At 59.8% G+C, this 24,956-nt stretch carries 29 protein-coding genes; 11 read left to right on the top strand and 18 right to left on the bottom strand.

What is annotated here, in order from left to right; all coding sequences use genetic code 11:
- Window positions 1-13 precede the first annotated feature (13 nt).
- Window positions 14-1,099, bottom strand: coding sequence for a polyamine ABC transporter substrate-binding protein (locus AC2FEE_RS14435; RefSeq protein WP_496866026.1), 1,086 nt, complete (start codon window positions 1,097-1,099; stop codon window positions 14-16).
- A 140-nt stretch (window positions 1,100-1,239) separates the two neighbouring features.
- On the opposite strand from AC2FEE_RS14435, the gene AC2FEE_RS14430 reads away from it, so the two are divergent.
- The gene (locus AC2FEE_RS14430; protein WP_496866025.1) at window positions 1,240-1,923 is read left to right on the top strand and encodes a GntR family transcriptional regulator; all 684 of its coding nucleotides are present in this window, start codon (window positions 1,240-1,242) and stop codon (window positions 1,921-1,923) included.
- Window positions 1,924-1,998: 75 nt separating this feature from the next.
- Window positions 1,999-3,396 (top strand): aspartate aminotransferase family protein, encoded by a 1,398-nt coding sequence (locus tag AC2FEE_RS14425; RefSeq protein WP_496866024.1) that lies wholly within the window; start codon window positions 1,999-2,001, stop codon window positions 3,394-3,396.
- 90 nt (window positions 3,397-3,486) lie between these two features.
- Here the strand turns inward: AC2FEE_RS14425 and AC2FEE_RS14420 are convergent, their stop codons facing one another.
- Entirely contained in the window at window positions 3,487-3,741 is a 255-nt protein-coding gene (locus AC2FEE_RS14420) for a hypothetical protein (RefSeq protein WP_496866023.1), read from the bottom strand.
- Between the two features lie 152 nt (window positions 3,742-3,893).
- The gene (locus AC2FEE_RS14415) at window positions 3,894-5,192 is read right to left on the bottom strand and encodes a lytic murein transglycosylase (RefSeq protein WP_496866022.1); all 1,299 of its coding nucleotides are present in this window, start codon (window positions 5,190-5,192) and stop codon (window positions 3,894-3,896) included.
- Window positions 5,193-5,303: 111 nt separating this feature from the next.
- Here AC2FEE_RS14415 and AC2FEE_RS14410 point away from each other — a divergent pair, with 111 nt between their 5' ends.
- The gene (locus tag AC2FEE_RS14410; RefSeq protein WP_496866021.1) at window positions 5,304-5,690 is read left to right on the top strand and encodes a DUF1801 domain-containing protein; all 387 of its coding nucleotides are present in this window, start codon (window positions 5,304-5,306) and stop codon (window positions 5,688-5,690) included.
- Here AC2FEE_RS14410 and rnr read toward each other — a convergent pair.
- Genes rnr through dapE form a run of 3 tightly spaced genes read right to left on the bottom strand, consistent with a single transcriptional unit; the run spans window position 5,681 to window position 9,705 of the window.
- Window positions 5,681-7,939: a ribonuclease R gene (gene rnr, locus AC2FEE_RS14405; RefSeq protein ID WP_496866020.1), complete on the bottom strand. Its 2,259-nt coding sequence runs from the start codon at window positions 7,937-7,939 to the stop codon at window positions 5,681-5,683. The genes AC2FEE_RS14410 and rnr overlap by 10 nt on opposite strands.
- A gap of 47 nt (window positions 7,940-7,986) precedes the next feature.
- Window positions 7,987-8,562: a TIGR04282 family arsenosugar biosynthesis glycosyltransferase gene (locus AC2FEE_RS14400; RefSeq protein WP_496866019.1), complete on the bottom strand. Its 576-nt coding sequence runs from the start codon at window positions 8,560-8,562 to the stop codon at window positions 7,987-7,989.
- A 3-nt stretch (window positions 8,563-8,565) separates the two neighbouring features.
- Window positions 8,566-9,705: a succinyl-diaminopimelate desuccinylase gene (gene dapE, locus AC2FEE_RS14395; protein ID WP_496866018.1), complete on the bottom strand. Its 1,140-nt coding sequence runs from the start codon at window positions 9,703-9,705 to the stop codon at window positions 8,566-8,568.
- A gap of 199 nt (window positions 9,706-9,904) precedes the next feature.
- Between dapE and AC2FEE_RS14390 the strand changes: the two genes are divergently transcribed.
- Window positions 9,905-10,963 (top strand): transporter substrate-binding domain-containing protein, encoded by a 1,059-nt coding sequence (locus tag AC2FEE_RS14390; RefSeq protein ID WP_496866017.1) that lies wholly within the window; start codon window positions 9,905-9,907, stop codon window positions 10,961-10,963.
- On the opposite strand, the gene AC2FEE_RS14385 is transcribed toward AC2FEE_RS14390, so the two are convergent.
- A complete protein-coding gene (locus AC2FEE_RS14385) occupies window positions 10,960-11,304 on the bottom strand; it encodes a DUF8846 family protein (RefSeq protein WP_496866112.1) in 345 nt (114 codons plus the stop codon). The genes AC2FEE_RS14390 and AC2FEE_RS14385 overlap by 4 nt on opposite strands.
- A gap of 105 nt (window positions 11,305-11,409) precedes the next feature.
- Between AC2FEE_RS14385 and AC2FEE_RS14380 the strand changes: the two genes are divergently transcribed.
- Window positions 11,410-11,745 carry a cupin domain-containing protein gene (locus AC2FEE_RS14380; protein ID WP_496866016.1) on the top strand — a complete coding sequence of 112 codons (336 nt, stop codon included), beginning with the start codon at window positions 11,410-11,412 and terminating at the stop codon, window positions 11,743-11,745.
- 52 nt (window positions 11,746-11,797) lie between these two features.
- Here AC2FEE_RS14380 and dapD read toward each other — a convergent pair whose 3' ends face one another.
- Both dapD and AC2FEE_RS14370 read right to left on the bottom strand, forming a co-directional pair.
- Complete coding sequence (gene dapD / locus AC2FEE_RS14375) at window positions 11,798-12,625, bottom strand: 2,3,4,5-tetrahydropyridine-2,6-dicarboxylate N-succinyltransferase (protein ID WP_496866015.1); 828 nt, start codon at window positions 12,623-12,625, stop codon at window positions 11,798-11,800.
- Window positions 12,626-12,732: 107 nt separating this feature from the next.
- On the bottom strand, window positions 12,733-13,650 hold the full coding sequence (locus tag AC2FEE_RS14370; protein WP_496866014.1) for a threonine/serine dehydratase: 918 nt from the start codon (window positions 13,648-13,650) through the stop codon (window positions 12,733-12,735).
- A gap of 79 nt (window positions 13,651-13,729) precedes the next feature.
- Between AC2FEE_RS14370 and AC2FEE_RS14365 the strand changes: the two genes are divergently transcribed.
- Together AC2FEE_RS14365 and AC2FEE_RS14360 are read left to right on the top strand one after the other, a co-directional pair.
- Entirely contained in the window at window positions 13,730-14,572 is an 843-nt protein-coding gene (locus AC2FEE_RS14365) for an LOG family protein (RefSeq protein WP_496866013.1), read from the top strand.
- A gap of 3 nt (window positions 14,573-14,575) precedes the next feature.
- Window positions 14,576-15,673 carry a cystathionine gamma-lyase gene (locus AC2FEE_RS14360; RefSeq protein ID WP_496866012.1) on the top strand — a complete coding sequence of 366 codons (1,098 nt, stop codon included), beginning with the start codon at window positions 14,576-14,578 and terminating at the stop codon, window positions 15,671-15,673.
- Here AC2FEE_RS14360 and AC2FEE_RS14355 read toward each other — a convergent pair whose 3' ends face one another.
- Window positions 15,674-16,057 carry a hypothetical protein gene (locus AC2FEE_RS14355; protein ID WP_496866011.1) on the bottom strand — a complete coding sequence of 128 codons (384 nt, stop codon included), beginning with the start codon at window positions 16,055-16,057 and terminating at the stop codon, window positions 15,674-15,676.
- A 148-nt stretch (window positions 16,058-16,205) separates the two neighbouring features.
- On the opposite strand from AC2FEE_RS14355, the gene AC2FEE_RS14350 reads away from it, so the two are divergent.
- From AC2FEE_RS14350 to AC2FEE_RS14340, 3 genes are all read left to right on the top strand, one after another.
- Entirely contained in the window at window positions 16,206-17,123 is a 918-nt protein-coding gene (locus AC2FEE_RS14350) for a DnaJ C-terminal domain-containing protein (RefSeq protein WP_496866010.1), read from the top strand.
- Window positions 17,120-17,458, top strand: coding sequence for a chaperone modulator CbpM (locus AC2FEE_RS14345; protein WP_496866009.1), 339 nt, complete (start codon window positions 17,120-17,122; stop codon window positions 17,456-17,458). Before AC2FEE_RS14350 ends, AC2FEE_RS14345 begins: the two co-directional genes overlap by 4 nt.
- Before the next feature lie 63 nt (window positions 17,459-17,521).
- Window positions 17,522-19,180, top strand: coding sequence for a U32 family peptidase (locus AC2FEE_RS14340; protein ID WP_496866008.1), 1,659 nt, complete (start codon window positions 17,522-17,524; stop codon window positions 19,178-19,180).
- Window positions 19,181-19,183: 3 nt separating this feature from the next.
- Here the strand turns inward: AC2FEE_RS14340 and AC2FEE_RS14335 are convergent, their stop codons facing one another.
- The 5 genes from AC2FEE_RS14335 to AC2FEE_RS14315 form a co-directional block, all read right to left on the bottom strand.
- Complete coding sequence (locus tag AC2FEE_RS14335) at window positions 19,184-19,789, bottom strand: cytochrome P460 family protein (protein ID WP_496866007.1); 606 nt, start codon at window positions 19,787-19,789, stop codon at window positions 19,184-19,186.
- A gap of 255 nt (window positions 19,790-20,044) precedes the next feature.
- The gene (rlmN, locus tag AC2FEE_RS14330; protein ID WP_496866006.1) at window positions 20,045-21,232 is read right to left on the bottom strand and encodes a dual-specificity RNA methyltransferase RlmN; all 1,188 of its coding nucleotides are present in this window, start codon (window positions 21,230-21,232) and stop codon (window positions 20,045-20,047) included.
- A 79-nt stretch (window positions 21,233-21,311) separates the two neighbouring features.
- Window positions 21,312-21,689: a lysozyme inhibitor LprI family protein gene (locus AC2FEE_RS14325; RefSeq protein WP_496866005.1), complete on the bottom strand. Its 378-nt coding sequence runs from the start codon at window positions 21,687-21,689 to the stop codon at window positions 21,312-21,314.
- Between the two features lie 129 nt (window positions 21,690-21,818).
- Window positions 21,819-21,986: a hypothetical protein gene (locus AC2FEE_RS14320; RefSeq protein ID WP_496866004.1), complete on the bottom strand. Its 168-nt coding sequence runs from the start codon at window positions 21,984-21,986 to the stop codon at window positions 21,819-21,821.
- A 164-nt stretch (window positions 21,987-22,150) separates the two neighbouring features.
- Window positions 22,151-22,684: an invasion associated locus B family protein gene (locus AC2FEE_RS14315; protein WP_496866003.1), complete on the bottom strand. Its 534-nt coding sequence runs from the start codon at window positions 22,682-22,684 to the stop codon at window positions 22,151-22,153.
- Window positions 22,685-22,860: 176 nt separating this feature from the next.
- On the opposite strand from AC2FEE_RS14315, the gene AC2FEE_RS14310 reads away from it, so the two are divergent.
- The gene (locus tag AC2FEE_RS14310) at window positions 22,861-23,859 is read left to right on the top strand and encodes an asparaginase (RefSeq protein WP_496866002.1); all 999 of its coding nucleotides are present in this window, start codon (window positions 22,861-22,863) and stop codon (window positions 23,857-23,859) included.
- Between the two features lie 3 nt (window positions 23,860-23,862).
- On the opposite strand, the gene AC2FEE_RS14305 is transcribed toward AC2FEE_RS14310, so the two are convergent.
- From AC2FEE_RS14305 to AC2FEE_RS14295, 3 genes are read right to left on the bottom strand one after another with little or no spacing between them, the layout of a single operon-like run.
- Window positions 23,863-24,183, bottom strand: coding sequence for a YciI family protein (locus tag AC2FEE_RS14305; RefSeq protein WP_496866001.1), 321 nt, complete (start codon window positions 24,181-24,183; stop codon window positions 23,863-23,865).
- A gap of 24 nt (window positions 24,184-24,207) precedes the next feature.
- The gene (locus AC2FEE_RS14300) at window positions 24,208-24,633 is read right to left on the bottom strand and encodes an SRPBCC family protein (RefSeq protein WP_496866000.1); all 426 of its coding nucleotides are present in this window, start codon (window positions 24,631-24,633) and stop codon (window positions 24,208-24,210) included.
- The gene (locus AC2FEE_RS14295; protein WP_496865999.1) at window positions 24,621-24,950 is read right to left on the bottom strand and encodes an ArsR/SmtB family transcription factor; all 330 of its coding nucleotides are present in this window, start codon (window positions 24,948-24,950) and stop codon (window positions 24,621-24,623) included. The genes AC2FEE_RS14300 and AC2FEE_RS14295 overlap by 13 nt, the downstream gene beginning before the upstream one ends.
- Between the last annotated feature and the right edge of the window lie 6 nt (window positions 24,951-24,956).

The raw sequence follows: 24,956 nt of genomic DNA, 5'->3' as shown, positions 1-24,956 counted from the left end.
ACAGATAAATCGGTCAGGTGCCCGACTTTATCTTGGTCCACATGCGGGTCACGACCCGCTGTGTTTTCTGGGGGTAAGGTCCCTTGATATAGGTTTTCGCCATAGCCTCTTCCGACGGATAGACGGCAGGGTCACCGATCACGTCCTCCGAAAGGAATTCCTGCGAGGCTTTGTTGCCATTGGCGTAGAACACATAGTTCGATGCGGCAGCCATGTTCTGGGCGTCCAGCATGAAGTCGATGAACTTATGCGCTCCGTCAGGGTTCGGTGCATCGACCGGCACGGCCAGTTGGTCGAACCACATCTGCGAACCTTCCTTGAACGCGTTATAGGCGATCTCAACGCCGTTATCGGCCTCGGCCGCACGGTCCCGCGCTTGCAGCACATCGCCCGAGAACCCAACGGCCACGCAGATATCCCCGTTGGCCAAAGCGTTGATATATTCCGAGCTGTGGAACTTGTTCACATATGGCCGGACCGCCGCAAAGACTTCTTCGGCCTTGGCAATGTCGTCCTTGTCATGCGAATTTGGGTCCAGACCAGCGTAGACCAGCGCCGCCGGCACCATCTCATCCGGCGCATCCAGGAAATACACGCCGCACGAGGCCAGCTTCTCCATGTTCGCCGGATTGAAAATCAGTTCCATCGAATCCAGCGGCGCATCCTCGCCCAGCACTTCCTTGACCTTGCCGACATTCACGCCCAGCCCGGTGGTGCCCCACATATAGTTGACCGAATGCTTGTTGCCGGGATCGAACTGCGAGACGCGTTCGGCTATGACATCCCACGCATTGCCGATATTTGACAGTTTGGTCGCATCCAGCTCCTGAAACGCGCCTGCCTGGATCTGACGGCTCATGAAGCTGCCGGTCGGCACCACCACGTCATAACCCGATCCCCCGGCCAGCATCTTGGTTTCCAGAACCTCGTTGCTGTCGAACACGTCGTAGATCAGCGTCAGGCCGGTCTCTTCTTCGAACTTCTTCAGAAGATCCTCATCGATATAGTCGGACCAGTTGTAGACACGCACTTCTTCGGCGAAAGCCGCTGAAGTCCCCAATGCGATGACCGCAGTCATCGTCAGCGTTTTGATTGACATTTTTTTCTCCCTGCAAGTGTGGGGGTATTTTCACCTTTTTTTTGATTTGATCAAGTTTTGCGTTTTCCCCCGATCCCGCGTATGCTTTCGAAAGGTCAGGTATCTGGCAAGTTACCATCGTTGGAAACAGGGCAAACCAATTGGATTTGATCAAAAATAAAGCACCCGCCTCGAAGGCAGAGGGTGAAAATCGACCCGCGCATGAGCAGGTGTATCAAACCCTGAAAGCTCAGATCATGTTCGGCGATTTGGTGCCGGGGCAACCTGTAACGATACAGGGTTTGACCGAATCTCTTGGCGTCGGAATGACCCCGGTACGCGAAGCAATCCGGCGTTTGATTTCGGATGGTGCGCTGATGTTTCAGGGCAACCGCAGGGTCAGCGTCCCATTGCTGTCGGCGGGCGATGTCGAGCAGATGATATTTGCCAGATTATCAATGGAATCAGAGCTTTCCAGACGGGCGGCCGCGAATGTGAGCAGCACGGATATCGACCATCTTGAACACATTGATCAGCGGCTGGACCGCACCATAGCCGATGGTGATGTCAGCGGTTATCTGCGTCTGAACCACAGCTTTCACGAGACACTCTATTCCCATGCGAGTGCACCAATTCTCAGCGATCTGACCGAGCGACTCTGGCTTAGATTCGGGCCGTCGCTGCGGGTGGTTTGCGGTCGGTTTGGCACTCAGAGCCTGCCGGACTGGCACAAGGATATCCTTACCGCTTTGCGTGCAAAGGACGCCGACGGGGTCGCAAAAGCCACCGCACGAGACATCAAACAGGGGATGGAACTTATGGCCGACGCCCTGTCCCATGATTAGATTAATGCGATTCGATTGACAGAAAAAAATTTGATCATATTGTGAACGCCAATCGCTCGTTCAGGAGAATTCCGGATGTCCACCATTACCAATCACATGCCCACCGCTGAATTGCAGGCGCTGGATGCCGCCCACCACATGCACCCGTTTTCGGCCAATGGGTCGCTGGGCCAAGAGGGCGCGCGCGTCATCACCCGCGCCAATGGCGTTTATCTGACCGACAGTGAGGGCGAAGAGATTCTGGACGCCATGGCTGGCCTGTGGTGTGTCAATATCGGCTATGGTCGGGAAGAGCTGGCCGAGGCCGCCGCCCGCCAGATGCGCGAACTGCCTTACTATAACACCTTCTTCAAAACGACCCACGTACCAGCCATTGCTCTGGCCAAGAAACTGGCCGAACTGGCACCGGGCGATCTGAACCATGTGTTCTTTGCCGCGGGCGGGTCAGAGGCAAACGATACCAATATCCGCTTGGTACGCACCTATTGGGCCGAAAAAGGCCAACCCGACAAGAACATCATCATCAGCCGCAAGAACGCCTACCACGGCTCGTCCGTGGGTTCGGCCTCGCTGGGCGGTATGGCGGGGATGCACGCGCAGGGCGGAATTCCGATCCCGAACATCCATCACATCAACCAGCCGAACTGGTGGGCCGAAGGCGGCGACATGACGCCCGAGGACTTCGGTCTGGCCCGCGCGCGTGAACTGGAAGAGGCCATTCTGGAGCTGGGCGAGGACCGCGTCGCCGCTTTCATCGCCGAACCCGTTCAGGGCGCAGGCGGTGTAATCGTGGCACCCGACACCTACTGGCCCGAGGTTCAGCGCATCTGCGACAAGTACGATATCCTGCTGATCGCAGATGAGGTGATCTGCGGTTTCGGCCGCACCGGCAACTGGTTCGGTTCGCAAACCGTTGGGATCAAGCCGCATATCATGACCATCGCCAAAGGACTCAGCTCGGGCTATGCGCCCATCGGTGGGTCCATCGTCAATGACGAGATCGCCGAAGTCATCGGCGGTACTGAGTTCAACCACGGCTACACCTATTCCGGCCACCCCGTCGCTGCCGCGGTGGCACTGGAAAACCTGCGTATCCTCGAAGAAGAAAAAATCGTCGATCACGTCCGCGACGTGGCCGCGCCCTATCTGAAACAGAAATGGGAGGCGCTGGTCGATCACCCGCTGGTGGGTGAGGCCAAGATCGTCGGCATGATGGCCTCGATCGCACTGACGCCGGACAAAGTCAGTCGTGCCAAGTTCGCGTCCGAGCCCGGCACCATCGGCTATATTTGCCGCGACCGCTGTTTTGCCAACAACCTGATCATGCGTCATGTGGGCGACCGGATGATCATCTCACCACCGCTGGTTCTGACACCTGCGGAAATCGATGAGATGTTCGTGCGCATCCACAAGTCGCTGGACGAGGCGCAGGCCGAGATCATCGCCCAAGGGCTGATGAAAGCGGCGGCATAAGACAGCGTCTGGTAAAAGTAAGGACGGCCTGATGACACCGGCTTTTCTTGCCGGTGTCCTGCGGAGTCACTTTTTCGGCAGGCACCGGAGTTACCGCGTTTCGTAGCTCCGGCTCCAACTGTCTTCGTACTCTCCCAGCACTCTGGAAAAATCCAGCAAGGAGGCAAAAAGCCTTGCGTAGACGTCTCTCGACATAAGAGGTTCCTTTTCGTCGAGAAGCTGTACCAGTTGGACCACGTTGGTCGCGAAGACATCATAGACTTCTTTGTCCGCGGGTGTCGGGTCTAGGGTCCAGATGCTGCGATCATCGTAATATTCTGCTGGCTTCGGTTCGTCATCAATCATGGAGCGGCCTCATCAATTTGAAGCACACTTGGGACCGGTAAGAACCGAAACAATATCCGTGGCAGGAAGTCACAAGAGATTGGCCAAATCGACCAACCTTTTGCAACTAATACGCCGGAACGTTGTCAACGGTCAGGGCCTTTGCTGCGTCCTTACCGCAACCGCTCCAACAGTCTGAGACTCGCATATCCATCCGGCAACAACCCCTGTGCCAGTTGATAAGCCCGCACCGCGTCGGTCGTGTTTGGCCCGGTGCGCCCGTCGATGCCCTGCGTATCGAACCCTGCCTCGGTCAGGCGGGATTGCAGTTCCTTTTTCTCGGTGAAGCTCAGCACCCGATCGCTGCGCGGCCAGTTGGCTTGAAACGGGGCGTGACCAGCTAGACGGTCGGACAGATGGCCGATACCAATCACATAAGCGTCGGCGCCATTATACTTCTCGATCACGCCGAAATTGTCGAAGACCATCAACGCAACGCCCTGCCCGCCTGCAGGCAGCAGGATGGCCGCATTCCCGTGATCCGGGACCGGTTGACCATCACGCCCGACCACACCGCGTGCGGCCCAGTCCGACGGCAGCAACGTGTAATCCCGCTTGGCGGTGGCATAGTCGAACCCCTCGGGCAGGCGCACCTCGACCCCCCAGGGTTGCCCCTTGGTCCAGCCGTGCCGCGCCAGATAGGCAGCGGCCGAGGCCAGCGCATCGGCGGGGTCATCTGACCAGATATCCCGCCGACCATCGCCGTCAAAATCCACCGCGTGATCCAGGTAAGAGGTCGGCATGAACTGCGTATGCCCCATCGCCCCGGCCCAGCTGCCGACCATGTTACCGGGGCTGACATCCCCGGCCTGAACTATCTGCAACGCGGCGATCAGCTGGGTTTCAAAGAACTGCGCCCGCCGCGCATCGAAAGCCAGTGTCGCCAATGAGCGGATGGTGTGGTCACCGCCCCGGAACGTACCGAACGAGGTCTCAAGCCCCCAGATCGCGGTGACGATCTCTTTTTCCACGCCATATTGCGCCTCGATCCGGGTCAGCGTCGCGTAGTGACGCTCCAGCCCGGCACGGCCATTGACAACACGCGTCTCCGCGACGGCGGAATCCAGATATTCCCAGATCGGTTTCGAGAATTCGGCCTGATTGCGGTCGCGTTCGATGACCTTCTTGTCATAGGTCAGCCCGGCCAGCGCCCGATCCAGCGTTGCGACGGAAATGCCCTGTTCAAGCGCCCGCTCCCGAAACGCCCCCAGCCACGCCTGAAACCGCGCGTTTCCTTCGGTCGACACCCGATACTCCATCGCTGAGGGCCGCAGAACCGGTCGTAACGATACTGTCAGATCGGCCGAGGCCAGCTGAAAGGTCTGAGACCCATCCGCCGTATTGAGGTATTCCGCCTGCACAATGGATGCCCATAATGCAGCGGCAATGACGCCACTTGTGCATTTACGCATTCCGAAATTCCTGATTTCTGCTCGGGGCCAGAATAGCGTAAAACGCGTGATTCACAAAGGGCTCAGACCGAAACTTCTGACGTGGCGGACCAAACGGGATAAGCTGCTGAGATGACGCCATTTGATGACCCCAAAGTAGCCGCTGCTTACGACGCGCTGCCAAAGGAGGCCCGCGCTGGTGCGTTGATCCTGCGCGAGTTGATCTTTGAAACCGCCGCCACCCTTCCACGTGCGCAGCCTCTGCAAGAGACGCTGCGCTGGGGGCAGCCCGCCTATCTGGCGCCAAAAGGATCGACGATCCGGGTCGGCACGCATAAAGCCGCGTCATTTGCACTGTTCGTGCATTGCCAAAGCCGGCTGATGGGCGATTTCACCTCGGCATTTCCGGGTGAGGATCGGTTGGATGGCAACAGGGCCGTGCTATTCGACAAGCCCGCGCAGATCGATCCGACCCGCCACGGCTGGCTGATTGTGCGGGCGCTGACCTATCACCTTTGACGGCGCTTGCGTTCGACCTTGCGTTTGATCTTATCTTTCTTGCGCTTGGTGCTGACCGCCTTGCGCCGCGTTGGCCGCCCTTTCAGTGCGCGCCCGCGGGGCAAAGCCTGATCGTCGATCGACAGCAACTCCAACTCCAGCCCGCCGGTGACAGGCGTGGCCTCGGTCAGGCGAACGGTGACGCGCTGGCCAATGGCGATGAGCAGCCCGGTGTCTGATCCCATCAGGGTCCCGGCCTCGCGGTCAAAGTGGAAAAACTCGCGCCCCAGCGAGCGCACAGGCACCAGCCCATCCGCGCCGGTCTCATCCATCTTCACGAAAGCCCCGAACCGGGCGATGCCGCTGATACGGCCCGAGAACTCATTGCCCACCCGCTCGCTAAGATAGGCGGCCAGATAGCGATCAGTCGTGTCGCGTTCGGCCATCATTGAGCGGCGCTCGGTGTCCGAGATATGAGTGGCGGTTTCATCGAGCCGCGCGATTTCGTCCTCGGTCAGCCCGTCCTTGCCCCAACCATGGGCCGAGATTAGCGCCCGGTGCACGATCAGATCGGCATAGCGGCGGATGGGCGAGGTGAAATGCGCATAATTCCGCAGCGCCAGCCCGAAATGGCCAAAATTCTCGGGGTTATAGTAAGCCTGCGCCATCGACCGCAGGGTGGTTAGATTGATCAGTTCGGCATCTTCGGTCCCCGCAGCCGCGTTCAGCAGCGCGTTCAGGTGGCGAGTCTGCAACACCTGCCCTTTGGCAAGGTTCAGCCCCGCAGCCTGCGCCGTTTCCCGCAGGCTTTCCAGTTTCTCGGGCGCGGGTTCTTCGTGCACGCGGAACAGCAGGGGGCGGCGTTTGGCGATCAGAGTCTCGGCGGCGGCCACGTTGGCGAGGATCATAAACTCCTCGATCAACTTATGCGCGTCCAGCCGGTCGCGGAACGCCACGCTGGTCACTTCACCCGCGTCGCTGAGGACGATCTTGCGTTCGGGCAGGTCCAACTCCAGCGGCTGCCGCACGGCGCGCGCCTTTTTCAGCGCGGCATATGCGGCATAAAGCGGTTTCAACACCGGCTCCAACAACGGCCCGGTGCGGTCGTTGGGGGTGCCGTCAATGGCGTCCTGCACCTCGGCATAATGCAGCGAGGCGGCAGAGCGCATCAGCCCGCGCACAAAGCGGTGTTCGATCTTGTTGCCGTCTGCGTCGATCTGCATCCGTACGGCGATACAGGCGCGCGGAACGCCTTCGTGCAGCGAACACAGATCGCCGGACAGGCGATCCGGCAACATCGGCACCACACGATCCGGGAAATAGCTGGAGTTACCACGCTTTCGCGCCTCGCGATCCAGTGCGGTTCCCGGCTGCACATAAGCAGCAACATCCGCGATGGCGACCCAGATCACGTGGCCGCCAGGGTTTTTTGGGTCGTCGTCGGCATGCGCAAAACAGGCGTCGTCATGGTCGCGCGCGTCCGAGGGGTCGATGGTCAGCAGCGGCATGTCCCGAAGGTCTTCGCGCCCTTTCAGGCCGACGGGTTTGGCCTTATCGGCCTCGGCAATCACCTTGTCGGGGAAATCGTCTGGGATACCGTGCTGATGGATGGCGATCAGCGAGACGGCCTTCGGGGCCGAGGGATCACCCAGTCGCTCCACAATCCGCGCACGGGGCAGACCCATTCGATTCTTGGGTCCGGCCTGTTCGGCCTCGACCAACTCACCGTCCTTAGCACCCAGCACTGCGCCGTCATGTACTAACCACTCGGTCTGGCCGGTCTTGTCGATGGGCACGATCCGCCCGCCCTCGGCCCCTTTGCGAAAGATGCCCACTATCTTGCGCGGGTTGGTTCCGATGCGGCGGATCAGGCGGGCCTCGTAATTGTGGTCTTCCTCATGCACCACAGTCAGGCGGGCCAGAATGCGGTCGCCCTCGCCCAGCGCCGGATCGCTGGCACGGGAAATGATCAGAACAATAGGCTCGACCCCCTCGCCATGCCACTCAAGCGGACGGGCGAACAGATCGCCATCGGCGCTGGGGGCTTTGACCTGCAGCACACTGACCGGCGGCAGGCGGTCCGGGTCGCGATAGCTGCGCTTGCGTTTTTCCAGATGCCCTTCGGCCTCAAGCTCTTTGAGGATACGCTTCAGATCAATCCGGTCCGCGCCCTTGATTCCAAAGGCTTTGGCGATGTCGCGTTTCGAGGTCAGGGTGGGGTTCGCCGAGATCCAGTCGAGGACCTCCTGCTTGGTGGGAATGCGAGTCATGGTCCCGGCCTAGCACGGGGATGCGACCGCGTCATGACTAAAAAGGATCAGGGTTTCAGATCGGCGACCGTGTCGACATCGCGCAACTGGTCCAGCAAGGCCACACGTGTACCGGGGACAGATGCCAACGTGTCGACCAGAGCATGCTCGGTCGACCAGCGCACATCACGGAACAAGCCTGACGGCAACGCGCTGTATCTTTGCGTCCCGACCAGCCAGTAGCCACCGTCCGGTGCAGGGCCAAACACCATCTGGTCCCTGCCCAAAGCCTTGAACGCCCTTGCAATGTGCTCGCGTGTGATACCCGGGATATCTGCACCGATCAAACAGACCGGTCCTTTCGGCATGCCGCGCAGCATCCGTCCCATCCGGTCGCCCAGATCTCCCCGCCCCTGGGCGGCGCGCAGAATGTCGGCGGGCCAGATGCGGCTGGTCAGCCCCTCATGGTCCGGGGATACCGCCAGGACGATCTGCCAACGCGGATCGCGCAGCCGTCGGATCAGAGACCGGGTCTGGTGGCGGAACCACCACGCTGCGCCAACCATACCGATATCGCGGCCCAGCCGCGTTTTCACCCGACCCGGGCGCGGCTCCTTGACCATGATGACCAGAGTACGCTGCATCAGTTAGGCGAAATAATCCCGCAGGATACGCGTGTAGATCGACTTGAGCTGCTCGATATGCGCCACCTCAACGCATTCATCCACCTGATGCATGGTGCGACCGACCAGGCCGAACTCGACCACCGGACAGTGGTTTTTCACAAACCGCGCATCCGAGGTGCCGCCCGTCGTGGACATCTCGGGCCGGATACCGGTTTCCGCTTCGACCGCCTGCGCCACCAGATCAGAGAGCGGGCCGGGTGGTGTCAGGAAACTCTCGCCCGAGATCTTGATGTGCACAGCGACCTCGACGCCAAAGGCGTCGGCCACGGTTTGCGCCTCGGTGCGCAGCCATTCGCTGAGGCTTGCCCCTGAGTGCAGATCGTTGAAACGGATATTCACTGCCCCACTACATTGCGCCGGGATCACGTTGGTCGCTTCGTTGCCCGTATCGATATTCACGACCGCCAGCGTCGAGGCGTCGAAATGGTCCGAACCGCGATCCAGCTCATGACTGGCCAACCGGTCCATCAGCCGCGCTATCGCGGGCAGAGGGTTCTTTGCCCGGTGCGGATAGGCCGAATGGCCTTGCATACCGGTCACGGTGAACCATGCCGTCATCGAACCTCGGCGACCGATCTTCATCATCTCACCCATCGTGTTTGGGCAGGTCGGCTCCCCTACCAGACAGACCGACATCCGTTCACCGATTTCAGTCATGTAGTCCAACAGTGCAGTGGTTCCGTCCAACGCATCGGCCTCTTCATCGCCGGTGATGGTCAGGATAACGGCGCCATCGGGCGGCGTTTCGCGCACGAAATCCACCGCTGCTGCCGCAAAGGCCGCCACGCCGGATTTCATGTCGGTGGTTCCGCGCCCATACAACAAACCGTCGCGGATCTCGGCACCAAAGGGCGGCATCGTCCAAGCGGCCTCGTCCCCGATGGGAACTACATCGGTGTGACCGTTGAACCCAAAGCTGCGCACGTGGCCTTTTTCGCCCCAGCGGGCAAACAGGTTGCTGATGCCGCCGCGGTCCACGCGGGTGCAGTCGAACCCCGCATCGGACAGGAGTTGTTCCAAAAGAACCAGGGCGCCGCCTTCCTCGGGTGTGACCGATGGGCAACGGGTCAGGGCCGCTGTCAATTCTACCGGATCTGTCATGGCGGGGCCCCTCTGGTTCGTTTGCGCGCACAGATTCAACGAATTGGGCCGATTGCCAACCCCTGCCCACGTAAATCTGATCGCTTTTTTGCAAGCGTTTCGCTTTGACACCCCAACAAAACACAGGGCTTTACCCCGCGAATACCTTGCTGCACCGTTCAAATCTGCGTTAGAGCCCCGCGAAACAGGTGATTAGAAGATGATACGCGCGCTTTTCGCATTGGTCTGTCTGACCTTTGCCGTTCTTGCACAGCAAAGCCAGGCACAGACCCTGAATGTCACCACGGTGACCCGCCCTCCGTTTTCCTATGCTGAAGACGGGGCGCAGACCGGGTTTTCACTGGACTTGCTTGAGGCGCTCGCCGAGTCGCTGAACTGGGAGTATTCGGTCGACCGTGTCGGGTCGTTCGGCGAGATGCTGGGCGCGGTGCAGAACGGTTCGGCCGATCTGGCCATCGCCAATATCTCGATCACCGCCGCGCGTGAGACGCAGATGGACTTCAGCCAGCCGATTTTCGAAGCCGGGTTGCAGATTATGGTCCCGTCCGATGCAGCGCGCCAGCCGTCGCTGCTGCATGCGCTGCTATCGCGCGAATTGTTTATCGCCATCGGCCTGGCCTTCGCCCTCTTGCTGGGCGGTGGTATGTTGATGTGGACCTTCGAGCGCCGCTCGCAGCCCTATTTCGATCGCAAGTTGAACGAAGCGTGGTTCCCCTCATTTTGGTGGGCGCTGAATCTTGTGGTGAATGGCGGCTTCGAGGAACGGATGCCCCGCACCCCGTTCGGCCGCCTGTTGGGCGTAATTCTGGTGGTCTCGTCCCTGTTCATCGTATCGGTGTTCACGGCGCGCATCACATCGGTCATGACGGTGGATGCAATCAGCGGCAGCGTTAACTCCGTCAACGATCTCTATGGCAAACAGGTCGGCACGATCACCGACTCGACCGCCGCCAGTTTCCTGAACCGGCGCGAGATCGAGTTCACCGGGTATTCCGGCCTTGATGAAATGCTGGTCGCCTTCGAGGACAACGAGTTGGACGCCACGGTCTTTGACGCACCTATCCTGTCCTACTATGCCTCGCACGAAGGCCGCCGGATCGCCACAATGACCGGCGGCATCTTCCTGCGTGAAAGCTATGGGATCGCGTTTCCGACCGGCTCACCTTTAGTCGAAGAGGTCAACCAGGCACTGCTGTCGCTGCGCGAAGACGGTACCTATGATGAGATTTACCGCAAGTGGTTCGGGGCGCGAAACTAAGCCTGTTCCTCATCGCCGAAAAACGGCGTCATCTGCGCGACGATCACGGCGTTTTCATCCAGAGCCCGCTGCATCAGCGCCCGTTCATCGGGGTCGATATCATGACCCTGCGCCTCACGCTCGGCCAAGGTGCCATAGCCGGTGACGTCCAGCGGCGCGGTATCGGCCTGTTTCAGAATGGCCACGGTTTCGCGCACGGCCTCGGCCTCGTCCACACCGCTGGCGAAACACATCAGCGCCGCCCCGGTTGCAGCTTCGGGAAGACCGTCGCCATCCTTGCGGCCAATCTGCACAAGCAGGGTATAAACCTGCTGACGAGAGGGTTTCTTTTGCTTTTCCATGCAGGGGGCCATAGCCGCGCGCCCGCCGCCGGTCAAGCGGTCGGGATTGCGGGACCAAGGCTTCGCCTCCATAGTGCGGTGACACAGATCGCAAAGGATGCCTCCATGCCCTATCCTGAATTCATCACCGACTTTCCAAGCCTCGACGTACCTTTTCCTGAGGACGTGGTGCAATCAGCGGTGATCCGGTCGGATACGGGGCTGGTAGCCTTCTTCACCTTCCTGAAGGATTTCGAACTGCCGCCGCATTCGCACAAGGCGCAATGGGGCACGGTGATTGAAGGTGAGGTGGAATTGACCATCGGGGAGGAGACCAAAACCTTTCGACCTGGCGACAGCTACTCGATTCCGTCCGGCGTTGAACATGGCGGCAAGATCAAGGCCGGAACACGGGTGATCGACGTGTTCGAGGAACCCGATCGCTATCCGGTCAAAGCGTAAACATAAAAGGCCGCAGCACTGTGCCGCGGCCCCTGTTTGATCTGCGGGTCGGTCAGTCGCGCAGCAGTTCGTTGATCCCGGTTTTCGAGCGGGTCTTTTCGTCCACCCGCTTCACGATCACGGCGCAGTACAGGCTGACATTGTTCTTCGACGGCATCGAACCGGCAACGACCACCGAGTAAGGCGGCACTTCGCCATACATGACTTCACCGGTTTCGCGGTCGACGATCTTGGTCGATTTGCCGATAAACACGCCCATGCCAAGAACCGAGCCCTCACGAACGATACAGCCCTCGACCACTTCGGAGCGCGCGCCGATAAAGCAGTTGTCCTCGATGATGGTGGGGCCGGCCTGCATCGGCTCCAGTACGCCACCGATGCCAACTCCGCCGGACAGGTGAACGTTTTTGCCGATCTGCGCGCAAGAGCCGACGGTGGCCCAGGTATCGACCATGGTGCCTTCGTCGACATGAGCGCCCAGATTCACGAAAGACGGCATCAGCACCACACCCGGAGCGATATAGGCCGACTTGCGAACCACGCAGTTCGGAACCGCGCGGAAACCGGCGGCTTTCCACTGGTTCTCGCCCCAACCGGCGAACTTGCTGTCCACCTTGTCCCACCAGCCGCCTTGCTGTGGGCCGCCGGCCTGAATCTCCATGTCCTTGATGCGGAAGCCCAGCAGAACTGCTTTCTTGGCCCACTGATTCACATGCCAGTCGCCGCTGTCCAGCTTTTCAGCGACACGCAGCGAGCCACTGTCCAGCGCGTTCAGCGTATCTTCGATCGCTTCGCGGGTCTCGCCGGTGGTGGCGGGGGTAATAGTGTCGCGCGCCTCCCAGGCGGCTTCGATGGCGGCTTCCAGTTGCGCGTTGGACATTTGGGGCTCCCTGCAGAATCTGTTTGCGTTGGTGTTGCCTATACGCAAGCGCGGGACTGGCCGCAATGCGACGCTGAACGCGCGCTTTGCGGCTGATTGTTGCGGTTTTAAGCGTCCAGAGGGTCCGGTGAGATGTTGCCACCACAGATCAGCACCGCCACCCTCTCACCCGGCTCTGGTTGGTATGCCCCCGAAATCAGCGCGGCAAGGGCCGTCGCGCCAGCTGGTTCCACCAGAATCCGATGTGCCTGCCACAGGGCTTGCTGCGCCTCGGCAATGGCCTCATCCCTCACCAGAACCGAAGTCATCCCATGCGCCAGGCCAAAACAGATCGAGCCAATCCGCCGCGCGCCCAGCGCGTTGGCGGCAATGCCCGAGACGGTGACGTCCACCGGCCCGCCCGCTTGTAAGGCCGCGTTCAGCGCGCAAGAGGTCACTGGCTCGACCGCCACGACCTTGCGCGCGCCGTGAAACCAGCCCAGCGCGCCGGCGATCAACCCGCCGCCGCCGACAGCGATCAGAACGGTATCGGCCTTCAGGCCCTGTGCTTCCCATTCGGCAAAGCAGGTGCCTTGCCCGGCCACGGTTGCGGGTGCGTCATAGGCGTGGATCTGCATCGCGCCCGTCGCCTCTTCGTGCTGCTGCGCGCCGGTCAGCGCGTTGGCATATTCGCCGGACACCACGCTCAGATCAGCGCCGGTCTGTTGGATCAGGGCAATCTTGGACGGCCCCGCTATTTCCGGCACGAAGATTTTCGCCGGATAACCCAAGGACCGCGCTGCGTAAGCCGCCGCCGCGCCATGATTTCCGCCGGAGGCAGCAACAACACCCGCCTCGGGCACATCCAGGCTAAGCAACGTATTGAACGCCCCGCGCGCCTTGAAACTGCCGGTATGCTGCAAATGCTCCAGCTTCATTTCGACCGGAAAGCCCAGCCCCAAGGCTTGACTCTCCATCACCGGAGTCACCTGCGCGTACCCGGCAATCCGGGCGGCGGCTTCCGAAATATCCGTCTTCCAATTCATTGCTGTTCTTCCGTGACTGGCGCTCTGGCCGCGAACCCTATAGCTGTTTTGGGAACACGCAAGCAGGGAACCATCACCCATGAGAGAAGACCGCCTCAGCCCTTTCCGCGACGCGCAGACCGACCGCTCGACCGCGAGCGAGGTGCCGGACACGCCGCAGACACGCTCACCCGCCTATCGCCTTGCCTTTGCGGATGACGATTTCCTGTGCCGCGATGAGCTACGCCCGGTGCGCCTGCAGCTGGAATTGCTGAAACCCGAGATGATCATGACCGAGCGCGAGATCACCTCGACCATCGTGATGTTCGGGGGTGCGCGCATTCCTGAGCCGTCGCAGAAACACACCGCACGGACCGACACGCTGGCCAACCTGTCGCAATACTATGACGAGGCGCGCGAGTTCGCCCGGCTGATGACCGAAAAGTCGAACCAGACAAGCTGCCGTGAAAACGTCATCGTCACCGGCGGCGGTCCCGGTGTGATGGAGGCGGGGAACAGGGGTGCGCAGGATGCGGGTGGCTGTTCCATCGGCCTGAATATCGTGCTGCCCCATGAACAGGCGCCGAACCTCTACGTGACCCCGGACCTGAGCTTCAATTTCCACTATTTCGCCATCCGCAAGATGCACTTCCTGATGCGTGCCCGCGCCATCACCATCTTCCCCGGCGGGTTCGGCACGATGGATGAGCTGTTCGAATCCCTCACCTTGATTCAAACCGGGCGGATGGAGCGGGTGCCCTTCCTGCTGTTTGGTCGCGCATTCTGGGAAAAGGTCATCAACTGGGAGGCTCTGGCTGATGCTGGTACCATCTCGGACGAGGATCTTGACCTTTTCCGCTTTGTCGACACCGCGCAAGAGGCGGTCGACATCATCGAGAACTGGGAACCCGCCCCGCCCCGTGACGAGATTCCGGGGCGCTGAACCATGGCCCCGAAGACCGGAGAGATGCTGCACCTGCGCGGCAATGCGCTGAACGCGGGTGAGCCGGTTACGCTGCCGCTGACCCAAAGCAGTATGTACCACCTGCCGGGCGTAACGGCCGGTCTGCCCACATATGGGCGCGTCGACAACCCCACATGGGAACATCTGGAACATGTGCTGGCCCACCTTGAGGACGCACCCTGCCTGACATTCCCGTCCGGCATGGGGGCGATCTCGGCGGCCTTGTTCGCAACACTGAAAGCGGGGTCGCGCCTGCTGATTCCCTCGGATGGGTACTACGTAACGCGTGTGTTGGCCGACCGGTTTTTGTCCGGTCTGGGTGTTTCCGTTACAGAACGCCCGACAACCACCTTCACCGAAGGCGGGTTAGACGGTTTCGATGTAGTCTTTGTCGAAAGCCCCTCGAACCCCGGGCTGGACATGATAGACCTGCCTGCCATTGCCTCGGCCGTTCGTGACGCCGGCGGGATCACAATTGCCGACAATACGACCCTGACCCCCTTGGGCCAGCGCCCGCTGGATTTGGGCATCGACGTAGTGGTGGCATCAGACACCAAAGCCATGGGAGGGCATTCCGACCTGCTGATGGGTCATGTGGCCAGCCGCAATGCACAGATAATGGAGCGGGTTGAGGAATGGCGGCGGGTTTCCGGCGCGATCCCGGGCCCGCATGAGGCATGGCTTCTGCATCGCGGATTGGAAACGCTGGACGTGCGCTTCGACCGCATGTGTTCCTCGGCGCAAGTGCTGGCCGAGCGGTTGGCCGATCACCCTGCGGTTCAGCAAACCCGCTATCCCGGCCTGCCAGGTGATCCCTCACACGCGCTGGCCACCGCGCAGACGGATCGGTTTGGTTTCCTACTGTCGATCACGTTGGAGACTGAGGCGAAGGCCGAGACCTTTATCAACACCTGCCCATTGCTGCGACCCGCGACATCCTTTGGCGGCGTCCACAGTTCGGCCGAGCGCCGCGCGCGGTGGGGTGACAATGTTGACCCAGCCTTCATTCGCTTCTCTGTCGGCTGTGAACCGGTCGAGGAGCTATGGCAGGCGATCGAGACCAGCCTGAACGCGTTGTAGCTACTTCTTAGGCTCGCGCAGTTCCGTGAACACATAGATCGGCAGCACTATACTGGCGATCAGGGCGCCCAGCCACACAAGAAGCGTTGCGGCCAGCAGGTTGGAAATCCCCCCGACGGTCAGCCCGTTGGTCACCAGATCGGTCACCAGCAACCCCACGAATGTCACGATCAGCGCGATCCCGCCTTTCAGCGCGGGTGCTTTTTTCTCGCCCAGCTTCAGGATCAGCGGCTCGGCCACGACCTGCACCAGGGTAAAGACGATTACCACGACTATGAACGAGATCGGCTTGATCGCAAATCCTGACAGCAGCAAAGTGGCCAATAACAAGCCGATGGCATTACCGGCCAGCAGGGCCAAGGCGGATTTGATTCTGCGCGTCATGGAGGTCTCCGTCAGAAAACAATTCGAAACATGCATATGTTAACAGACCCGCGGAAATTTGCGAGCGGTTTCAAAAGTCTCTTCCTTTTGGGCCATTGAAAACGCATGATAAAACCCATCCTGTTCAGCCCGACCTGCGAGAGGTGAGATGAGCGACGATCCCTATTCCGTTCTTGGTGTCGCCAAAGACGCCAGCGATGCCGAGATCAAAAAGGCCTATCGGCGCATCGCCAAGGAATGTCACCCCGACCTGAAACCCGGTGACGCCGAGGCCGAAGCCAAGTTCAAGGCCGCCGCTGCGGCTTATGATCTGCTGAAAGACCCTGAAAAGCGCAAGCAATACGACAATGGCGAGATCGACGCCTCGGGTCAGGAACGACCGCAGCAGCAGTATTACCGCGACTACGCCGAGGCCGCCGGAAACCCCTATCGCGGGCGCACCGCAGACCCGGATGATATGTCGGACATCTTTGCCGAGTTCATGCGGGGCCGCGGCGGATACGGTCAGCGCACGCAGGAATTCCATGCGCCGGGGCATAATCGCGCCTACAGCCTGCAGATCAGCTTTCTGGATGCAGTGTTCGGCGCCAGCCAGAAACTTACCCTGCCCGATGGCGACCGGATCGAGGTCAAAATACCAGCTGGCATCACGGACGGCCAGACCATCCGTCTGCGCGGCAAGGGCGATCCCGGCTTTGGCGAGGGTCCTCCGGGTGACGCCCTGGTTACGGTCTCGGTTGCAAAACACTCGGTCTTCGACCGTCAGGGCGACGACATCCACATCATCCTGCCGATCACGATTGATGAGGCCATTCTGGGCGGCAAGGTCGCCGCCCCCACCATCGACGGCGGTGTCAACGTCAGCGTTCCGGCGGGTACCAGCAGCGGCAAAACGTTGCGCCTACGTGGCAAAGGGGTCAAGAAACGCGGCTCAACCGAGCGCGGCGATCAACTAATCGAACTGACTGTTTCGATGCCCGACCAGATCGACGACGATTTGAAGCACTTCATGGAGACATGGCGCGAAAGCCACCGCTATGATCCGCGCAAAGGAATGCCGTCATGAGCCTGACAGAAAAGGAACTGATCGCAACCGTCACCCGCCTGACCTCGGCCCGGCTGACCGAGTATCTGGCCGCCGAGATCGTGATCCCTGAACAAACGGATGAGGGTCTGGTCTATCACGGCCTCGACGTTGCCCGTCTGGAACTGGCCTGTGAACTTCACGATCAGTACGAGATGGAGCCGGATGCGCTGTCGATGATGATCTCTCTGATCGACCAGATGCACGGGTTGCGGGCCGAACTGCGCGAGGTACTGAACGCGGTGGAGGCGCAACCTGACCCCGTCCGCAAGCAACTGATCGAGGTCATCGGCACAGCGCGGTTCCGTCGCAGATAACGGGCTTTTGGACGTAGGGCTTTTGCCGTAAAAGGCCCCCTTGATCCAAAACCCGGTGTGTCCATGACCCAGTCCAGATCCGAATTGCTGATGCCTGCGGGCAGTCTGCGCAAGCTGAAACTCGCCATCCTCTACGGCGCGGATGCGGTCTATCTCGGCACACCGGACATGTCGCTGCGGACCAAATCCGAGTTCACGCTGGAAGAGGTGATCGAAGGCGTAGAGTTCTGCCACAAGCATGGCCGACGCGCCTACCTGACGCTGAACCTGTTCTCGCATAACAAGGACATCCCGAAACTGGACGAGTACATCGACACGGTCCGGAAAGTGAAGCCCGATGGGCTGATCATTGCTGACCCCGGGGTGTTCCAATATGTGCGCGAACGGGCGCCTGAACTACCGCTGCATATCTCGACCCAGGCCAATATCTGTTCCTGGCTGTCGGTGAAGTTCTGGCAGGATCAGGGGGCCGAACTGGTGGTTCTGGCCCGCGAAGTCTCTTACCCCGAACTGGTCGAAATCCGCGAGAAATGCCCCGACATCAAGCTTGAAGCCTTTGTCCACGGCGCGATGTGCATGACCTATTCGGGCCGCTGCCTGTTGTCGAATTTCATGGCCGAACGCGGGGCGAACCAGGGCAACTGCGCCAATTCCTGCCGCTGGAACTATGGCCTGAAGCTGCGCCTCAAAGATGGCACCCGCGAAGAAATCCGCATCACCGAGGAGAACGCCGACCTGTTCGAGTTCCTGCTGGAAGAAGGCTGCCGTCCCGGTGAACTTATGCCCATTGAAGAGGATGATCGCGGCTCGTATATCCTGAACTCGCGCGACCTGTGCATCATGCCGAAACTGGACGAATATCTGAAGATTGGCGTCGACAGCCTCAAGGTCGAAGGGCGCGGCAAGTCGGAATACTATGCTGCCATCGTCGCCCGCGCCTATCGAATGGCCATCGATGACTATCATGCGGACCCCGAAAACTGGGACCCCAAGCCTTACATGCGTGAACTGGAAACCGTCGGAAACCGCGGCTATACGCTCGCCTTCCACGAGGGGCGCCTGAGCAACTATTCCCACGATTACGAGCACACGGCGTCGATTGCGCAGTGGGAGTACGCCGGGATCGTCACCGAAGTGACCGAGGATGCCTTTCTGGTCGAGGTAAAGAACAAGCTGGAACCGGGTGACGTGCTTGATTTCGTCTCGCCCATCTCGCGCGACACGGTACTGCTGCGGGTTTATGATTTCGAACGTGCGTCTGATGGCGCGCGTTTGGACGTGGTGCATGGCAGCACGAAAACCGTCATCCGCCTGCCCTTCACGCTGTTCGACCATGAGGACATCGACGACCTGCGTGCCCGTTTTCCGGTCTATTCCGTCCTGCGAAAGGAACGCGCCCTAACCGACGAACACTGGAGCCGCATCCGCTTTGACAAGCTGGTGCAGGGGCTGGAAACTTCGGGCCGCGACAACCCCAATGCCTACGAGCGCCGCCGCGACAAGTTGGTGGAAAAGATCGGTGAGAACGGCAACGAACGCCGGTTCAAGACCAACCGGATCGGTACCGAGGGCTGTTGCGGCAAAGGCTGCAACGGCTGTCTGATCTTCTGGCAGGATGAGAAATACGCGCTGGCCCGAGAAGTCCTGTCGAAACGCAAACAGGGTGAACAACTCAGCCGCCGCGAAGCCACGGCGCTGAAACTGCCCGACGAGGCCGTATGACGATCAGTTCCCGACGGCGTATTCTTCGGGAACAAAGAACGTGTAATCCCGATCCGCAACCGCTTCGTGACAGTCATGGCAATAGCCGACCGCCGAGGCGCGGAATCCCATCGTGTCGCCGAACAATGAACCGTCCGGTAGCACCATGATATAGCGCCAGTCGGCCGTGTCGGGGCTGGCACCTTCGGCCAGTTTCTCCATCACGAACAAGGCTCCGGGATGGATGTTGCCTTCATCCGTGACTGTCACGCTGTCCTTGGCCAGCACCGAGCCCTTAGGCAGCTTTTCACCCACCTGCAAGGTGCCGTAGTTATGTGCCATGCGATTGGCATAGGTGTTCACGAAACGCTGGCCGTGGGTGGCCGAAATATAGGGCGCATCATTGAACAGCGGCCAGTTCTGGTAGTTCAGCAACTGATCCAATTGGGCGGCACGGTACCCGCGCGCCATACGCCGTTGCAGCGACTTGTAGACCTGCAACGCCTCGTCCTTGGTCAAATCCGCCGGGTTTTCGATGGCAATATGCGCATTCTCGCCGGCGGACTGCGCAGCGGCATGGGTGGCAAAAACGCCCGAAATCACCAACGCTGCAAGAGAGATCGAATACATTCGTTTTAATCGTAATAACATAGGGATGGCCCACCTGTTTCAAAAGGTTCGCCTGAACGCCGCTCGTCATACCTGAAATAAGATAGCGGCCCTGAACAAACATGCCACGACCGGACAGCGGCTTTCACCGCTTTGTGCGCAAGAGTGAAATGCGCCCATCCCGCCTTGACTGCCTAAACATATCAAATTGTGCATTCAAAAAACAGCGGGGTGAACATTAATTTATTGTCGCCCCCCAAGAGACAATCGCTGGGGTCAGTTTTGCAACCCGGCTTCGGCCTCGATCTGCTTGCGCGATTTGCGGGCGCGCTCGGTGGCCGATTTCAGCTGACCACAGGCCGCCATGATATCCTCGCCCCTCGTTTTGCGGATCGGTGAGGCATAGCCCGCCTGATAAATGATGTTCGCAAAGGCCCGGATACGGTTGTTCGAGCTACGCTTGTACGGCGCGCCCGGCCATTCGTTGAATGGGATCAGGTTGATCTTGGCCGGAATATTATGGCGCTTGATGTGGTTGATCAGACGATGCGCGTCTTCGTCGCTGTCATTGACGCCATCCAGCATCACGTATTCAAAGGTGATCCGCTCGGAATTCGAGGCTTTGGGATAGCTGGCCAGAGCCTGCAGCAGTTCCTCAATGTTCCAACGCTTGTTGATCGGGACCAGCACATCGCGGGTTTCATCCGTGGTGGCGTGGAAGGAAATCGCCAGCAGACAGCCGATTTCCTCGGCAGTACGCGCAATCTCAGGCACTACACCCGAAGTCGACAGGGTAATGCGGCGTCGCGACAGGGAAATCCCCTCGGGGTCCATGGCGATCTTCATCGCGTCGCGGACGTTATCAAAATTATACAGCGGTTCGCCCATACCCATAAGAACGATGTTGGACAGCAGGCGCGTTTCGTCCTTGGGCGCGCCGGGAACCGGCCATTCCTCAAGATCGTCGCGCGCCATCATCACCTGACCGACAATTTCTGCAGCGGTCAGGTTGCGCACCAGTTTCTGCGTACCCGTATGGCAGAAGGAGCAGGTCAGCGTGCATCCCACTTGGGATGAGATACACAACGTGCCGCGATCTTCTTCGGGGATGTAAACCACCTCAACCTCATGGCCGCCAGCGATGCGACACAGGTATTTGCGGGTACCATCCTCGGATACCTGGCGGGTCACAACTTCGGGGATTTCGATGACGAAGTCTTCGGCCAGTTGCGCGCGATAGGCCTTGGCGAGATTGGTCATCTCGGCAAAGTCGCGCACACCCCATTGGTAAATCCACTGCCAGATCTGACCGGTTCGCATTTTGGCCTGCTTCTCGGGCGTGCCGTGTTCGATCAGAACTTCGCGCAGCTGATCCCGCGTCAGGCCGACAAGGTTAGTCTTCCCCTCGGGCAGTTTGCGGGGGATGGTCATGACGTCTTGAGTGATCGGCGCATTGGGCGACATGTGGCTATCTCAACGAATTCTGGCTTGGGATGCGCCTCTATATAGGAACACGCGCAAAGATCAAAAGGAATCGTGTCGATCAATTGGCAAAGCGCAGCAATTCGTCCACACGCGCACGCCCCAGGTCGACTCGACACGACGTAATCGCGATGCCGGTTCCGGACCCGCCACCGTACGAGGCGCCGATGGCCTCACATTGTGCATCCCGATAACCTTCCCAGGCCAACTGCGCGGCTTTTAGAGCAGGCTGAGCCACCTCGCGTCCAGTGACCTTGTCCAGCTCTTTTGCGGCCTGCATGGCAAAACCGTAACTTTCTTCCAGCGCCAGATCGACCCGGTCTTCCATCGCACCGACGCAAGAGCCGATTTCGACTTGTGATCCCGCCTCCGAACACTCCAACGCAGGGTCCGCCAGAGCCGCGGATGACAACAGAAATAAAAGCAAGACGTGGCGCATTTTCCGTTCCTGACTGAGGCTTTATACCTGTACACGATACCACGCGATCAGCGAAGACCCCAAGACAGATCGGCCGCACCAGTCAAGCTGATGCGGCCAAAATCATATTGCCGGGTCAGGGTATGCCCCTCAGATGCCCGCGGGCAGCACATCACAATCTGCAGCGTCCAGAGTTTTCACCGGATCTTCCGGGCCGCACTGTTCACCTGAAACAGGGTAGGTATTGGTGTCTTTTTCACAGGCGCTCAAAAACATGGCGGCTGTCATCATGAGGGCAACAATGGATTTGTTCAGCATAGGCAAGTTCCTTCCTTTCTTTTGAACCGATTAGTTCAGAATTGACGGTTACTCACCTTGATACGGATCAATTTTCTAAGCAGACGTGACGTCAAGTGGACGCGTTTTTCACCCAAAGAAAAACCCCGCCGAAAGATGGGGTTTCGTTTGGGCGCGAATCGCGATCAGTTCGCGCAGCGCTTCTGGGCATCCTCAAGTGCCGCTGTGAACCCCAACAGCGAGAACGTGTCCTTGGTCTGCGTCCCGCGTTCGGATCGTGCCGTCAGCACCGCTTCGGTGCCTTTCTTCATGGCCGCGATCACTTTGGGCTCCTGACCTTTGGTCGCGGGCCAGGCCCATTCGCCGTCGGTAATGAACTCGAACTCCTGATCGTCGATCCGGACGTTGACCGAGGACCCGGCCGCAAACGGGTATCCACCGGTAAAGGAAACCTGACCGGCAACGTTTTCACTGGGTCGGAAAACCACAAATAGCAGGATGTCGCTGCGCCGCACCGATACCACGCGCCCGCCGCGTGTGTTGACGGTTTCGTCTGGTGTCGCGACGCTCCAGCATTCCGTGGGATCTTCTTCGACAAACACGCTCCAATCTGTCTTAGCGGCCACACGATTGGTGCTGGACGCCTGTTGAGCGGTTGCAGTTGTGGCCATGCCTGCCATGCACAGGCCCGCTATCACGCGGACGAGTTTCGATCCCATCTGTCCAGCCTCCTAGCTCGACTTAACCTCATACCCATCGGAAATGCCTGCGCACCTTGCCGGTTCGTCTGTAAGTTGCGTATTCCGATGATTGTCGACATACACACACTAACGCAGGTTTCGCCACAGGCGAAAGGGCGATTGGCAGAATTTTGCGCATATTATGGAGGGTCCCGATGACGCAGCCCGTAGCAATGACAGAACTGTGGCGTGGCCCTTTGCTGGAAAGTCTGCATCAAGGTCACGCGGTGATCTGCGACGACAGCGGTCAAATCGTACAAAGCTGGGGTGACCCGGACGCTACGATTTATCCCCGGTCTTCGGCCAAGATGATTCAAGGGCTTCCGCTGATCACATCCGGAGCAGCCTCGAAATACGGGCTCAACGACGAACATCTGGCACTGGCCTGCGCCTCGCATAACGGGGCGCATATTCACACCGACCGCGTGACGGCCTGGCTGGACCATCTGGGCCTGACCGAGCATGATCTGCGATGCGGTCCGCAGGAACCGCAGGACATGGCCGCGCGCGACGGGCTGATTCTGGCTGATGATACGCCCTGCCAGATTCACAACAACTGCTCGGGCAAACATTGCGGGTTCCTGACCGTGGCGCAGCATATGGGTGCGGGGCCGGAATATCTGGAAATCGATCACCCCGTGCAGCAAGCCTGCCTATCTGCCCTTGAAGAAACCACCGGCGAGACCAGCCCAGCCTATGGCATTGATGGCTGTTCGGCCCCGAATTTTGCTACTTCGTTGGTGGGGTTGGCGCGATCGATGGCGTGGTTTGCCTCGGCCGCTGACCGGTCGGACCGGGCCAGCGATGCGGCGCGACAACTGACCGCTGCAATGATCAAACACCCGGAACTGGTTGCCGGAGAAAACCGCGCCTGCACCGAGCTGATGCGCGCCATGGAGGGCCGCGCCGCGATCAAGACCGGAGCCGAGGCCGTTTTCGTTGCCATCATCCCGGAAAAGCGCATGGGCGTTGCGCTGAAGATCACCGATGGCACCACCCGTGCCGCTGAATGCGCGATCGCGGCCCTTCTGGTGCATTTGGGAGTGCTTGAGGCCGAACACCCGGCCACCCGCAAATTCATGAGCGCCATCCAATACAGCCGTCGTGGGCTGGAATGCGGCTTGATTCGCGCAGCTCCGGGGTTCCCCAGCTAAGGGTCACATCTCGATCGGATGCACCTCGGCCACCTCGACCGAGCCTGTTCCGCTCACAACCATGGGGCAGCCCTTGGCCATTTCGGTCGCGGCATCGATGCTGTCGGCCTTGATGACGGTAAAGCCCGACGCCGGGTTTGCCCCGCCATTGTCGACAACGCTGCCGGAACTGACCGTATAGGACTGGCCTACCGGATTGCCGGGGATGTCCAGCGCGTCGCCCATGTTCTGGAACCATGCGCCCCAGGCGGCCATGGTCGCTTCGACTTCGGCGGGATCGGTTGGGGTGTGGCCGCCGTGATAGACAAACAAGAATTGAGGCATTTCGTTTCCTCCCTGATGAAACTCTTAGAATTGTGCTTCCAGCTTGCGTAGCGATGAGGTCCAGCCTTGGTTGTGGTTGGCCGCGATTTCATCATCACCCAATTCACGGTGATCAAGAATCAAGCGTGCGCCGTCACCCGAGGGTTCGACAGTCAGCGTCACATGGCTTTCGGCACCGCGCTGATCCTGATCGTCATGCCAGCCCCATGTGAACCCCACCGAGTTGGGCGGATCGACGTGAGTAACCTGCCCCGAGACCTTGTATTGCTGACCCTCGGCATTCTGCATGACCGAATACCACGGCCCAAGGCGCGAGAAGTCCAGGTCATACTCGGGCACATGCATCCCTTCCGGCCCCCACCATTGCAGCAGCTTTGCGCCATCGCTGATCCAGGCAAACAGGTTTTCCGGGGGGGTGGGGAACTCGCGTTCCAGTCTCAGGTCGGCCATGAATTCTCCCTTTCAATCAAGTCGTTCAAACGGTCGAGGCTGTTTTCCCAGAATTGCCGTTTCGAGATGGTCCATTCGGCAATCGCCCGCAACCCCTCGGGCTGGACGGAGTACATCCGCTGGCTGCCCTGCACCCGTTGCTGCACGAGGCCGGCCTCCCGCAGCACCTTCAGATGGCGCGAAATCGCAGCGCCGGACATGCCGCGCCCTTCGATCAGGTCACCGGCGGGCAACTCGCCATCCTGCATCAACTGCTCGACGATCGAGAATCGGGTGGCATCGGACAAGGCCGAGAATGTGGTCAGAAGCGTGTTCATGACCAC

This window comes from Ruegeria sp. YTSC199, assembly GCF_059609725.1.
Note: the sequence above shows the minus strand (reverse complement) of the source record. Positions and strands in the feature narration are given on the sequence as shown.